The sequence below is a fragment of the Haladaptatus rarus genome (assembly GCF_054177585.1).
In genome coordinates this window covers 21684-35457 of record NZ_JBPEHG010000001.1, presented here as the reverse complement: position 1 = coordinate 35457, position 13774 = coordinate 21684, and the positions used below count along the sequence as shown (strand labels likewise).

Here is a 13774-nt window from a genome sequence, read left to right as displayed (position 1 = left end):
CTTCATCGAACGACCGTGCCGAGCGCGTCGAGCCACCGCGTCACCTGTTCGAAGACGAGGTAGTTGTCGGCGACGCGTCGCTGGGCACTGTGAGACCACTCGTCCCATCGGTCAGTGGCGCTGAACACTGCGTCGAGCGTCGCCGCGACTGACGCGGGACCGGCGGCGTCCGGCACCAGCCGACCATCCTCGCCATCGCGAATCTGTGCCCCGATTCCGCCGGTATCCGAACCCATCAACACCGCGCGTTTCCACATCGCTTCGGTGACCGTGAGACCGAACCCTTCGCGGAGCGAGTTCTGGGCGACGACCGTGGCACAACGTTGGAGCGCGTTGATAACGAGCGCGCTGTCGTGCTGATCTGGCGGCATGACGACGACAGCGACGTCTCGCTGGATCGAGGAATCGAGTGAATGCCACGTCTCTTTTATCTCGTCGAGTGCCGCCTGTCCCTCCGGGTCGTCGGCGACCGACGATGGGTCGGGCCCGGCGAGGACGAGTCTGGCATCCTCGATTCGTCGTCGGTGGGCGTCGGTGCGAGCTGTCTCCCTTTCATCGTCCACAGCGGCATCCGCTGTCGACCGAACGTCGCGTTTCAGCCGGGCAAAACCCTCCAGTAACGGGACGAATCCCTTGAGGTTGTCCCAGCGGGAGATCTGGCAGACGACGGGACGAAAGAGCAGGCCGAGGTCCGCCGGATTGATCGCTGGTTCGAACGTCCCATCGGCCTGCAGTCGTCGCGCTACCTCGTCGAACGGTTCGGTCGGATGATCGGTTGCGATCAGATCGGCCTGTGCGAGGATACTGGCGACTTCTTGTGGCTTGAGACGCTTGTTCTTCGCACTGAACGGGTCGATCGCTGGCGGAATGATGGTCGCCTCGCCGCGCTGGAACTCGGGGACGTACGTTGGCAGCGTGAAGATGGCTCGGTCGTAGTCTTCTACCCACGGTCGCAAGAACTCCCACGCGGTCTGTGATTTCTCGGACTGCTGTTCGGAGCCGATGTGACAGCGCCAGACGGCAGGAATCTCGAGTGCGTCGGCGGCCATCGCACCCGCAGCGAGCGGTTGTGGGTCGTGAACGACGAGTACGTCGTCGGGAGAGAGTCGCTCACCGAGCGCGTCCGCTACCGAACGGCTCGCTCGCTTGTAGAGTGTGCGTTCCTGGTCGACGATTTCGGGGTCGCCTGCGCCGTGGAGGAGGTTGTGGATGTCCTTCGTGAACTCGAAGAATGCCGGCTCGTCCACGTCGATGACTGCCCACTCCGCGTCGACACCGAGTGTGCGAAAGAGGCCGACGAGTTTCGGCATCATCTCGGCGACGCCGCCGCCGCTCGCCGTCGAGTTCACCATCCAGACGGTGCGGCCGTCGAGCGCCGTCACGTCGTCGGTGACGGCGTCCCGCATCTTTCGAACCGCCCCACGGAGGACGATATCAGTCTCGTACTCGGCAAGCGTATGCTCCATCTCGACGTCGATAACACGTACCATGGAAATCCCAGAGACATCATGTGAATGGCCCGCATAGATTAAACCGATTTTGCCAGGCAGGTGAAACCAGCTCCCCCGTGTTCAGTATCGCGACACCCATCTCCTGGTCTCCCCGCGAGAACGTGCAGATATCGTCGGTACGTCAGGGATTATATTAGAGAATGGGTCTCTAACTGTTATGGCGAAGGGAAAGCCACACGAGACGACTCGAACGTGGGGTGAGACAGCCACGTGGACGCGCGACCACGCCGCGCGTATCGAGCGAACACCGGCGGTGACGGCACAGATCATCTATCCACCGGACGAGGTGATCGATCCTGCGCTTCATCTCTGGGATACGTGGGTACTGCGTGAGCGCGATGGGTCGTTCGCGGAGATCGATGGCTGGCGAGTCATCTTCGCGTTGACCGCGCCCGCCGAGATGCTTCCAGGCAAGCGCCACGACGCAGCGACTATCCGGTACTTCTACTCACGTGATGGGAGAGAGTGGATGACCGGTGGCCCGGTGTTCGACCCCGAGCACAGTCTCGGTTCTCGACAGTGGGCCGGCTCTGCGATGTACGACCGGGAGGCTGACGAACTCTACCTCTACTACACTGCTGCTGGCCGTGACGCCTCGACTGAACTCACTTATGAACAGCGCATCGCCGTCGCGACCGGCGGCAACCTCACGACCGACGACGATGATGTGACTCTCTCCGGGCCATGGAACCACGAAGTGCTTCTGGCTGCCGACGGCGACTGGTACGAGACCCAGCAACAGGCCGAACAAGAGAGCGACCTCATCTACACGTTCCGCGACCCGTGGTTCTTCGAGGATCCACAGACGGACGAAACCTGCTTACTGTTCGAGGCGAACACGCCAGTCCCCGACGACCAGTGTGGCGGTGACGACGAACGACGAGTCTTCAACGGCTGTATCGGCGTCGCCGTCTCTGAATCCGGCGATCCAACTGAATGGGAGTTACAACGACCTCTCCTCGACGGCGCCTGCGTCAATCAGGAACTCGAACGCCCACATATCGTCGTCCATGATGGGCGCTATTATGTGTTTACGCCAAGCCACGAACACACGTTCGCACCGGGGCTTCGTGGATTCGACGGCCTCTACGGATTCGTCGCCGACTCCCTCCGGGGTGAGTACGAACCACTCAATGACTCCGGCCTTGTCGTCGCGAACCCACACAATGCTCCGTTCCAGGCGTATTCGTGGCTAGCCTACGGCCACCGTGACGACCTCCTGGTGACGAGTTTCTTCAACTACTACGATCTCGGTGGTCTCCATCTCGACGAAGTAGGTCACCTCGAACCCGACTCGCAACGTGAGAAGTTCGGCGGGACGCTCGCACCCACCCTCTCTCTCGAACTTCGGGACGACCGGACGCAGATCCGTGGCGAACTCGACTTCGGTCACCTCCCACTCGAATCCGAGGAATTGCCATCGGTCGACCCGTTGGCGGGCAAGCGACCGCTCGATACCGAATCCGAGTACTGAGCGATAACTGGACGACCCGGTGGGACGACACTGATCGACATCGTAACCGAGTCCGACCGTTCGTGGGCGGAGGATGTCAATCAGACGGTGCAGAAAACTCGTCTGCGTCTGATTCGGGTGTCGTCGACCACGCATCACCGAGTTCCCAGATATCGAGTCGCTCGACCACCGCTTCACCACCCTCGGCGTCGAACGAGATGCCAGTACTCTCAGGAAGCGTCGGGTAGACTCGACTGGTCAAACACTGGCGTTCGTTGGCGAACACCTCTATCACGGAGCCATCGACGAACACCCGCAGCGAGAGGGTTCCGTCGGGCGTCTCGACTGGCATCCGCTGTTCGTCGCTCGCGACCTCGGGATCGAGACTTGCCGACGAGCGGTCGACGACGAGTTCGCCATCAGCGTAGCGGATGGGCGTCCGTTCCGCTCCATCGTCGGATTCTCGGACGACGAGGGCGAACATCTCAGCGTCTTCGACGCGAACCGTCAACTCGAGTTCGAGCGCCGTTCCGGAAACTGCAAGCGGTGTCTCGCCGTCGACGGCACGCTCTGTCTCCACGGTGTGATCGCGGCGCAGGTCACGAATCTCGGATGCAGGGCGCTGGCGGAGAGTGCCGTCTGCGGCGAGCGACAGTTCGCGGGGGAGTGAAAGCGCACCCGACCAGCCAGCGTCCCACTGCGCCCGTTCCAATCGGGCCTCGGGAAGCCACCCGAAGGTGAGTGTCCGCCCGGTCTCGTCGGAGAGTGACTGGGGTGCGTAGTAGTCGCCGTAATCGAGTTTCCCTCGCGATGTCGTATGGAAGCGTCCATCATCGAGTTCGCCCAGGAAGTACCAGACGTCCTCGGCGTTCGAGACGTGGAGCAGTTCCTGTTCACCGAGGTCGAGCAGTTCCGGACACTCCCACATCGCACCGGCACCCTCCCACGTCCCGGTCAAGATCGGACCGAGATACGTCCAGGTACGGAGATCCGCCGACCTATAGAGGAGGACGGTTCCACCCACGTCGGTGATACCCGAACCGATGAGCTGGTACCAGAACTCCCCCTCTTTCCAGACGCAGTGGTCCCGAAACTCGGCTTGCCAGTGGTCGGAGGCCAACACATCGACTTCGATCGGCACTTCTTCGATGACCGGGTTATCGGGGCTCTTTCGCCACCGTCGAAGGTCGGAATCCTCGGCAGTCGCCAGACACGGGAGTTGGCGCCCCCCACGCCCGCCCGTGTAGACGAACATCGGTGTCCCTTCGTCCACGACCATACACCCCGACCAGCAGCCATCGCGATCGGGGCCATCCGGGTCTGGAGAGAGCGCGACCGGTTCGTCCTCCCAGCGAACGAGGTCGTCGCTGACCGCATGCCCCCAGTGGATGGTGCCGTGGAACGGCCCCGCTGGATTGTACTGATAGAACACGTGGTACCGGCCATTCCACTGGACGAGGCCGTTCGGGTCGTTCAGCCAGTTTGCGGGCGGCGTGATGTGGTATCGCGGTCGGTTGTGCTCCGTGACCGTCGCCCGGAGTGCGCCGAGTTCTCCACTCGTCTGTGGGCGGTCAGTGATGGTCTCAGGCTGTTCCACGAGCGTCGAGAAGACGTTCTCGACGAACTGGTAACGGTTGTGTTCGCTCGTCTCGTCGGTCGGTTCGTGGAACGCGAGTGCGTCACCTACGCCGACGACTGCGCTCGCCCGCCAGTTCCACCCGATGACGGTCTTCCGCAGGTAGTGGTCGTCGTCCGCTTGGAGGCCGCACGCGAAAATCTCACCGCGTTCGGGGAGGACTGCTTCGTAGCGGGCGAACGGTTGGGTGACGCCCGCTCCGCGCGTGTGGATTCGGAGGGATTCGAATCCCTCGAATAACGGGTTGTCAGCGTGAACGGTCTTCCAGAGGATTCCCGTCGGATTGGGAATCCCATCGGTTCCGGTTGCGTCGGGCGCGATGGCGTCGATACCAAGCACGTCGACGGCCGAGAGGGCGTGTAGCGAGAAGAAGAGTCCAGTTCCTTCGTCGGCAGCGTTTCGAAAGGCATCCACGCTATCGATGAGCCAGTCGGTGTCATCGAGCGGCCGGTCTCGGTGCCACCAGAGCACGTCGAATCCATCGAGGGCAACGTCGTCCATAGCGACCTCGTCGAACGACACTGTCTGCACGTCTGGAAACGCCTCCCGACACCAATCGTAGGCGACTCGCTGCTCACTGATGGGTTCACCCCGGCAAAGACAACCAACACGCATGACGTTATCATTCCAAACGAGGGGCTGACGGTGGCAAGTCAGTTTTGGCTTCCGTGTCGGCGAGGTGCATCGGACGCCATACTGTTACCTACGCCGCGGAACGTATCGTGGAGAAATTAACAGTAAGAGAGTTCCGACCAGTACTACTCAACCAGTTGAACAGCAGACCCACTGTCGATCGATCCAACGTCGTCGTTCTTCGGCACCGAATCGTGTCGGTCTCGGAATCGTTTCAAACATCTTAGACAGTTTTAAGTAATTGTAATGATAAATAGTACTATGCAACAGGTGGCTCACGAGACGACAAACACGCTGTTGCAAGCGCCCGCATTCGATACTGATGCGGAGGCAGAGATATTCGACGTTCTCAGCCAGTCGTCTCCTTCCAAGAGGAACGTCCTCATCGTCTCGTATCGCCAAGGGCCAGATGCCTGGCTTGCAGACTGGCGAACCCACGTCGGACAATTTCCCGCTGACTTGGGGTTCGTCCACGTCGGCGAGACAACGCGGTCTGCTGCTGCGCAGACCACCGGTGCGACACGGACTCCCGGTGCGATACAGTCACCAGGCAAGGTCGTCAGTGCGATCGGTGACCCTGCAGACCTGACCGGACTCGGGATACAGATCAGTGAGTATCTCGAGCGATGGGCCCATACCGACAATCAAATCGTGGTCTACCTAGATTCACTTACCGCCCTCCTGCAGTTCGTCGATATCAACCGAGTGTATCGGTTTCTTCACGTCCTCGGTGGACGGATCACGAGCGTCGATGGGCATGCGTACTATCGGCTCGACCCGGACGCACACAAACGACAGACGATAGCAATTCTAGAAAGCCTCATGGATGCCGCCATCGATATCGATCACTTGCATGAGAAACCGGACTGAATGAGAAACAAGCAGCCACCAGACCGCTCTGTGACGCGCCAGCAGGTTTCGTCCTGGAATCTCTTCGTCTCTGATCGAGATTCGCCACTCGTCTTCCGGCGGACATCATTCGCCCTTTACGTCTTAGTCGAGACTCAGTTTACGGTTCGGTAGACTCATACGCTAGCGAACCAGTATTGTATTACAGTCACAAACCTATAAACAGCTATCTCCCTTACTCTCTTCATATGGGAACGAACACAGGAGCTGCGAGGGGACTGGTTCGAGTTGATGAGAGAGATGGCGCTTCAGGACACGAACGGACAGTCGAAGTGACTACTGAAGAGAGCACCACGGTGGGCGGTCGGGAGGCAGAATGACGCCGACCGAACTCCGGGCGGATGTCCCCGCACTCGAGGAGACGACGTACATGAACTTCGGTGCCCACGGCCCGAGTCCCCAGCACGTGGTCGAGGCAGCAAAGGAGTTCCTCGAGACCCACGAGTACGTCTCACCGGCCAGCACCGGGCCGTACGAAACTGCCTTCGACACCTACGACCGGTCACGTGAGGTCGTCGCCGAGTTCGTCGGTGCACAAGCCGACGAGATCGCACTCACCGAGAGTACGACCGCCGGTATCAATGCCATCGCTGGCGCGATCGACTGGGAACCGGGTGACGTGGTCGTTCGAACCGATCTCGAACACCCCGCAGGTGTCCTCCCGTGGCGGCGCCTCGAGCAGGAAGGTGTCGAAGTGCGCGTCGTCGGAACTGAAGACGGTCGGATCGACCTCGATGCGTTCGCCGACGCAGTGGCCGGTGCAGATCTTGTTTCCGTCAGTGCCATCACGTGGACGCATGGGACGAAACTGCCGGTGCGCGACCTGGTCGAGATCACTCACGATGCCGGTGCGCGAGCACTCGTCGATGCAGTTCAGGTGCCTGGACAGACGGCCATGGACGTCTCGGAGTGGGGTGCCGATGCCGTCGCAGCAGCCGGTCACAAGTGGCTCCTCGGCCTGTGGGGCGGCGGGTTCCTGTACGTCGACCAGGACTTCGCCGACCAGCTCGAGCCGCGAACTGTCGGCTACCGCAGTGTCGATGAACCCGGCAGTCCCGACATCGGATTCAAGCGTGGCGCACCCCGGTTCGAGGTGGGGTCTGCGTCGCCAGTCCCGCACGTCGCGCTGGCAGAGGCGATTCGGGGAATTCAGCGAGTCGGCATCGACCGTATCGAGGCTCGCATCGAGCGACTCACGAACAGACTGAAACGGGGAATCCCGGACGAGCACCTCCTGAGTCCACGCACTTTCGAGTCCGGACTCGTAGCTATCGACGTGGACGACCCAAAAGCGGTCGTCGAGCAACTCGCTGACGAGGGAATCATCGTCCGCGCGATTCCACTCATCGGTGCCCTCCGCGTCTCGGTTCACGCGGTGAACACCAAAGACGAGATCGACGCACTGCTGGATGCGCTGCCCGTCACTAAGCCAGCGTGACGAAACCGGGAGTCGACGGCGATTTCGTGGACTCTCGTTCCGATGACGGGTGAAAACAGTCCGACTACATCGAACCAGGAGATGGTATCAGAGGAACGTCGCCGACATCACGCGATTGACGAGACCCCCTCGCTGATCGATTTCGGTCGAGCGCGCGTCGCTCTGTGCACAGGGAGTGTTTGCGGGAGCCGTATTCGAGAGCAGTAGCTATCGGGTTGGAGCTCGTAGTCTGTCTCTCACATGGTGACATTCACTGGTGCCTGGTCACAGGAAGAAGCCGAAGAGTTCCTCGAACGAGCGACGATACCACTTCGACTGGCATGCACGACGCCGTCCGGACACCTCTGGATGGTATCGCTCTGGTTTACGTACCGCGATGAGCGTCTTTTCTGTGCGACATCGAAGCAGGCAGATATCGTCCGATATCTCCAGCACGATTCCGACGTTGCGTTCGAAGCGTCCACGAACGACCCACCTTACCGCGGCATTCGTGGAAATGGCACGGTGAGTATCGAACCAGACACCGAGAAGGAACTTCTTCGAGACCTTATCGAACGGTATCTTGGTGGAACCGACTCCGGTCTCGCTCGTCGCCTCCTCTCGACCGACCGAGAGGAGGTAGTGCTCTGTCTCACGCCGAGGCGGGTGTACAGTTGGGACTTCACCGAACGCATGCGCGATACATCTGATGGCTCACGCGATAGCCGCTGATGGACGAAAGTGTGGATTCGTGCGTACTCGTTCGAGCTAGTTGTAAGCGTGTGGGTTCCCCGACTGGACGGATTCAAGCGATGAACCGGTCACCGCGCTTCGAGAGCGTACAGCCATCGGTTTGCGCCCACGTAGACGGTGCCGTCGGCCACGGCAGGCGTGCAGTCTGCGGTGATGTCACCCTCCGGGCGGAACGCCCACCGTTTCTCGCCCGAGTCTGCGTCGAGCGTGTAGACGTTCCCATCAGCGGCACTCACATACACGACCCCATCCACGATCACTGGTGACGACGAGACGAAGGTCCCGGCGTCGAATCGCCAGCGGGCTACAGCGGGTGCTGTCGGCCCCTCGGAACCAGGAACACTGCTCGTTTTCGCTGGCGTACCCCGATATGTGGACCAGTCGTCTGGAGACGGTGGCGCCCCGGGTGTCTTCGTCGAGGACTCTGTCGAATTCTCTGTTACGGTGTCGGTCGGTGTTTCGGTCGGAATGTCGGTCGTCGTGTCGTTCGACGAGCCGTTCCCTGTACATCCTGCCACACCCGCTGTGAGCGAACCGACCCCCACCTGGAGGAAGCGCCGTCTGATCGGGCATCGGCGAGGTTCATGAGCCTCGTGCATACTTTGCTGGAATTCGCCACCGGAGGAAATACGTGTTGGGCAAAAAATCAACAACCGGTGTCGGGATAGCTATGCGACTGGAGAACTCCGATTTCGCGTGGCCGGTATTTCCATACGGACGGCGCTCGTATCTCAGTCCGCAATGACCAGTAGACAAGCCGAAACGACGTGGCAAGGTGGAAAGGACGGAAGCGGTGACTTCGAGACCGAGAGCGGCGAGATAGAGGGAACGTTCCGGTTCCCGACCCGCTTCGAAGACGAGCCGGGGACGAACCCCGAAGAGATCATCGGCGCTGCCCACTCCGGTTGCTTCTCGATGCAGTTGACGGCCTTCCTCGAAGAGGAGGGGTACACACCCGACCAACTCCACACGTCGGCGGATGTCCACCTCGACCGAGCCGACGGCGGCGGGTTCGAGATTCCGCGCATCGACCTGACACTGGAGGCTTCGATTCCCGACATCGACGACGACACCTTCGATGACCTCGCCCAGCAAGCCAAGGAGAACTGTCCGGTTTCGAAGGCGCTTGCCGGGCCTGACATCACACTCGACGCAACGCTAGAGAGCTAACCGACTACTCGATTTTTCGGCGTGCTGGCGGCCTCTCGGTCGTTGTAGACGAGCTACTCGCGACTATGAATGTCACTGCGTGCTGTGCTCTCCCGAGAGACCACCGCATCGTACCAGAGGATCTCTTTCGGAATTGATAGATATGTTGAACTATTCAGCTATCATCAATGAGCGTGTGGAAGTCGGTCGTGCGGAGACACGAATTCGGGAGCTTTCTGGTGCTGAGCTTTGCATTCTCGTAGCTCTATGCGTTGGTTTTCGATCAGCTACTATTGCCTCGCATCTCGACGATACCACTCACTGACTTCCGAGGGGAAACCGTTGGCCACTACATTCTCCTCCGTGACATCACGTCACTCCAGATTCTCCGTGATCACGAGCAGCGTCTCTCGGTCGTCAATCGGGTTCTCCGACACAACATTCGGAACGAACTCAACGTGGTGACCGGGTATAGTGAGATGTTACGGTCGGATCTCTCCGGTGAACAGCGCGAACAGGCAGAAACAATCACCCGAGCTGCGACACGAATTCTCGAGATCAGTGAGAAAGCAACCCACGTACAGGCAACGATCGGGTCGGGTCGGACGCGCCAGACGACGGTGAACGTCGCCGAAATCACAAGAGCTGCAGGTGACCGATTGGACGAGTCGCATCCAAAAGCAGCGGTTCACGTCGAAGGACCACCAGCCGCCTGGGCGACGACCACCGGCCGTGACCAATTGGCGGTAGCGGTCGAGAACATCGCTCAGAATGCTGTCGAACACAATCCCGCAGACGGAGCATCGGTGTGGATAACCGTCGAGCTACGACGACAAACGGTTCGTATCATCGTAACCGACGATGGTCCGGGAATACCGGAAAGCGAGGTGACGACACTCGGGAATAATCGGGAGACGGCCTTAGAGCACGGGAGCGGCCTCGGTCTCTGGCTCACGTATTGGATCGTCGATGCATCGAATGGTGACCTGTCGGTCGAAACGAATAGCTCGACCGGCAGTGTCATTACTATCGACCTCCCCCGGACAGAACCACCCAACGGAGCTTCTGACTCGTCACCGGCTCAAAGCTCGGAGGTCGGGGCGGCTCTCTGATTTCTTTTCACGAGCGATACATTCCCTGCATCCGGCAGTGACCAGTAGCGTAGTAGAATCAAACCCCGATAATACAGATCGATTCACAAACCTACATATCCAAATATCACCCAATGTACGAATATTTATCTACTATCCTACTAATCACTCGACATGAATATGCCGGGCACCACATCGATCGAGGTTCTGTATATCGATGATGACCGGGACGAAAGCACTCTCGTCAGTACTGCGCTCGAGCGTGCGAACGACGTACTGACCGTTCGCACAGCCAGCGGAGCTGCGGACGGTCTTTCTCACCTTGCGAATCATGATATCGACTGTATCGTTAGCGAGTATGACCTCCCAGAGACGGACGGGCTGGCGTTGTTTGCCGACGTCGCCAACGACGACCCAGCACTTCCGTTTCTCATCTTCACACGGAACGAGGACAGGAACGTTGCCCGAGAGGTGCTTGCTGCGGGCGTCACTGACTATCTCCGAAAGCAGACGATCGAGAAGGACTACGCCGTGTTAGCGGATCGTATCATCACTGCGGTCGAACAACCACGATCTCAGGTCGGAGGGCAGGAGAGGAAACTACAGAAAACACCGGTCGTCGAAGAATGCGATGATGCTACGTCGCATGCACACGATGGCGATCGAGTCGCTGCTATTCACGGCGTGGCACGACACGTGAAAGATGCAACCGATATGGCCGCTGTCGGCACAATCGTCGTCGATGCGGCCGAGACTGTGTTAGGTCTGAACCGCAGCGGTGTGTATCTCTTCAACGAATCGAGAGATGTTCTCGAACCGCTCGCCTTGAGTCAGGACGTCAAGACGCTCTTCGATGGAACGCCGGTGCTGACGGACGATGACGGTCTGTTTCGCGAGGTGTACGAACGGCAAGCCCCACACATCGCTGCCATCGATTCCACCGAGACACCGACCGATCCGGTTCAGTGGGCTCGAACTGCGTATCTCTATCCACTCGGCAGACATGGTGTTCTCATCACTTCAGCAGATGAGTACACAGAGGATGAACGAACGCTGCTCGAATCGGTTGGGCTGCTCGCCGCGACGGCAGAATCCGCTCTTGAGCGGATCGAACGTGAACAAGTACTCGAGGGACTCCAACGGACTGGAAGACGTCTGATGGAGGTATCGACGAAGCGTGAGGTCTGTGTGATCGCTGCTGAAACCGCCCGAACAGTGTTGAATCTGCCATTGATGGGCCTCTGGCTGTACGATGAAGAGAAAGACGCGCTCGCCCCGGTCGCACAGACGAAAGAGAGCGACGAACTGGTCGACGAGTTACCGACCTACAGTGAAGGGACGAGCCTTTCTTGGAAAGTTTTCGCGACAGGTGAACCGCAGGTGTATGATGATCTCAGGGACGAATCGAACGTCTACAATGCGGCGACCAAGATACGAAGTGAGATCATTCTCCCGCTCGGGGAGAAGGGGGTTTTGAATATCGGTTCGACGACACCACGGACGTTCGACGACATCGACGTGTACTTTGCAGAGATGCTCGCTGCGAACACGACAGCCGCACTCGAGCGTGTCGAGCGCGTCAAAGCACGATCCCGTGCGCAAAAAGCACTCCGAGAGAGTAATCAGAAGATCGAGCGACTCCACGAAGTTGCAACGCGAATGGTGACGTGTGAGACCAAGCAAGCGGTTTGTGAATTGACCGTCGATGCGGCCGAGCGCATTCTCGATTTCGACATCTGTGTCGTTGACCTCGAATCGAACGGCATCCTAGAGACACGCGCTATCTCGAGCAATATCCCGCTCGAAAACACGGCGAATATGTCGATTGATGAAGGAATCGCGGGGAAGACGTACCGAACTGGTATGTCACAACTCACCGACGATATTCGCGAGGTCGAAGAAGCGAACACGAGCGGTGAGTACCGTTCAGGTATCAGCGTTCCGATCGGTAATTACGGTGTCTTTCAGGCAGTGGCAGAGGAGGTCGGGTTCTTCTCGAGCGACGATGTCGAGCTCGCCGAACTCCTCGTCTTGCACTCGAGCGAGGCCCTCGCCCGCATCGAGCGTGAACAGACACTTCACGAACGAACGGAAGAGCTCACTCGTCAGCGCGACCAACTGGAGAACTTCACGGGTATCGTCTCACACGACCTGCGGAATCCCCTCAACGTTGCGACCGGCTACCTCGATATCCTCAAAGAGACAGGTGATGATTCCTATTTCGAGAAGGTCGAACACGCCCATTCTCGACTTGAGAACATCCTCGAGGACGTGCTGACGCTCGCTCAACAGGGCAGAGTCGTCGACGACCCGAAGCCGGTGCGTTGTGACACCGTCGCCCAACAGGCGTGGGAGAACGTCGAAACAGCTGAGGCAACCTTGGACGTAAACTGTGACTGTACCATCCTCGCCGACGAGAGCCGCTTCCAGCAACTGCTCGAAAATCTGTTTTCAAATGCGGTTCGACACGGTGGTCACGACGTCACTGTTCGGGTCGGAACCATCAGCACAGGTTTGTTCATCGAGGATACGGGTCCGGGAATTCCACTGGCAGACCGTGACTGCGTTTTCGATTCAGACTATACGACCGCCGACGATGGCACTGGATTCGGACTCGCTATCGTCGATCAGATTGTGGATGCACACGACTGGGAAGTTACCATCACATCCGGGGGAGACGATGGTGCACGCTTTGAGATAACAAACGTTGAAGAAGTAAGCCTTCCTGAAAAATGCGAAGACGCTAGCTAACGGTGTCTTCGGGTGCAATATCCTGGATACGGGTAGTAAACCGAAGTCGAAACGAGCGTCTTCCCTTGTCCGAGTACGAGCGATGACGGAATCGAGTGTGCAGCCTGCGATCCCATCTTGTAACGTTGAGAGATCAACAACATCGATTTGACGATGAACCTCCTGAACGACGAGGCACAGAAGTGGGTGCCTTGTCTGCGAGGGATCAAGCAGACAAGTCTTCGTGGCGATGGTCCAGATCACCACATGTGACAAATACCGATTCGTTCCCTCAATCTGATATTGCAACCGTTTTGTATGAATGTTACTCATTTTTGAAGAGTTTGCTTTATTTCACTAATGGTATCATGCTGTGACTTTATCTGTCAATCGCTATCACTCGCCTTACTCTCTAAACCCACGATAGTCAACACTTCTCATATCCCAGACACAATATCATAAATTTGAGGCGAAGATATTAGTTCGTCATCG

11 protein-coding genes are annotated in these 13774 nt (G+C 58.7%); 8 read left to right on the top strand and 3 right to left on the bottom strand.

What is annotated here, in order from left to right:
• Window positions 1-2: 2 nt before the first annotated feature.
• A complete protein-coding gene (locus ACR3FE_RS00170; protein WP_458204455.1) occupies window positions 3-1490 on the bottom strand; it encodes a glycosyltransferase in 1488 nt (495 codons plus the stop codon).
• A gap of 178 nt (window positions 1491-1668) precedes the next feature.
• Between ACR3FE_RS00170 and ACR3FE_RS00165 the strand changes: the two genes are divergently transcribed.
• Window positions 1669-2985 carry a glycoside hydrolase family 68 protein gene (locus tag ACR3FE_RS00165; protein WP_458204453.1) on the top strand — a complete coding sequence of 439 codons (1317 nt, stop codon included), beginning with the start codon at window positions 1669-1671 and terminating at the stop codon, window positions 2983-2985.
• Between the two features lie 76 nt (window positions 2986-3061).
• Here the strand turns inward: ACR3FE_RS00165 and ACR3FE_RS00160 are convergent, their stop codons facing one another.
• Window positions 3062-5215 (bottom strand): GH32 C-terminal domain-containing protein, encoded by a 2154-nt coding sequence (locus tag ACR3FE_RS00160; RefSeq protein ID WP_458204452.1) that lies wholly within the window; start codon window positions 5213-5215, stop codon window positions 3062-3064.
• A gap of 279 nt (window positions 5216-5494) precedes the next feature.
• On the opposite strand from ACR3FE_RS00160, the gene ACR3FE_RS00155 reads away from it, so the two are divergent.
• The 4 genes from ACR3FE_RS00155 to ACR3FE_RS00140 all read left to right on the top strand — a co-directional run bounded on the left by ACR3FE_RS00155 (window position 5495) and on the right by ACR3FE_RS00140 (window position 8291).
• Entirely contained in the window at window positions 5495-6103 is a 609-nt protein-coding gene (locus ACR3FE_RS00155) for a DUF7504 family protein (RefSeq protein WP_458204451.1), read from the top strand.
• Window positions 6104-6330: 227 nt separating this feature from the next.
• Complete coding sequence (locus tag ACR3FE_RS00150) at window positions 6331-6462, top strand: hypothetical protein (protein ID WP_458204449.1); 132 nt, start codon at window positions 6331-6333, stop codon at window positions 6460-6462.
• Window positions 6459-7580 carry an aminotransferase class V-fold PLP-dependent enzyme gene (locus ACR3FE_RS00145; protein ID WP_458204448.1) on the top strand — a complete coding sequence of 374 codons (1122 nt, stop codon included), beginning with the start codon at window positions 6459-6461 and terminating at the stop codon, window positions 7578-7580. Before ACR3FE_RS00150 ends, ACR3FE_RS00145 begins: the two co-directional genes overlap by 4 nt.
• Window positions 7581-7820: 240 nt before the next feature.
• Entirely contained in the window at window positions 7821-8291 is a 471-nt protein-coding gene (locus ACR3FE_RS00140; RefSeq protein WP_458204446.1) for a pyridoxamine 5'-phosphate oxidase family protein, read from the top strand.
• An 89-nt stretch (window positions 8292-8380) separates the two neighbouring features.
• On the opposite strand, the gene ACR3FE_RS00135 is transcribed toward ACR3FE_RS00140, so the two are convergent.
• Window positions 8381-8911 (bottom strand): outer membrane protein assembly factor BamB family protein, encoded by a 531-nt coding sequence (locus tag ACR3FE_RS00135; protein WP_458204445.1) that lies wholly within the window; start codon window positions 8909-8911, stop codon window positions 8381-8383.
• 142 nt (window positions 8912-9053) lie between these two features.
• Between ACR3FE_RS00135 and ACR3FE_RS00130 the strand changes: the two genes are divergently transcribed.
• From ACR3FE_RS00130 to ACR3FE_RS00120, 3 genes are all read left to right on the top strand, one after another.
• Window positions 9054-9482: an OsmC family peroxiredoxin gene (locus tag ACR3FE_RS00130; RefSeq protein WP_458204444.1), complete on the top strand. Its 429-nt coding sequence runs from the start codon at window positions 9054-9056 to the stop codon at window positions 9480-9482.
• 272 nt (window positions 9483-9754) lie between these two features.
• Window positions 9755-10573, top strand: a complete 819-nt coding sequence (locus ACR3FE_RS00125; protein WP_458204443.1) for a sensor histidine kinase — start codon at window positions 9755-9757, stop codon at window positions 10571-10573.
• Window positions 10574-10732: 159 nt separating this feature from the next.
• Window positions 10733-13303: a GAF domain-containing protein gene (locus ACR3FE_RS00120; RefSeq protein ID WP_458204441.1), complete on the top strand. Its 2571-nt coding sequence runs from the start codon at window positions 10733-10735 to the stop codon at window positions 13301-13303.
• Window positions 13304-13774 lie beyond the last annotated feature (471 nt).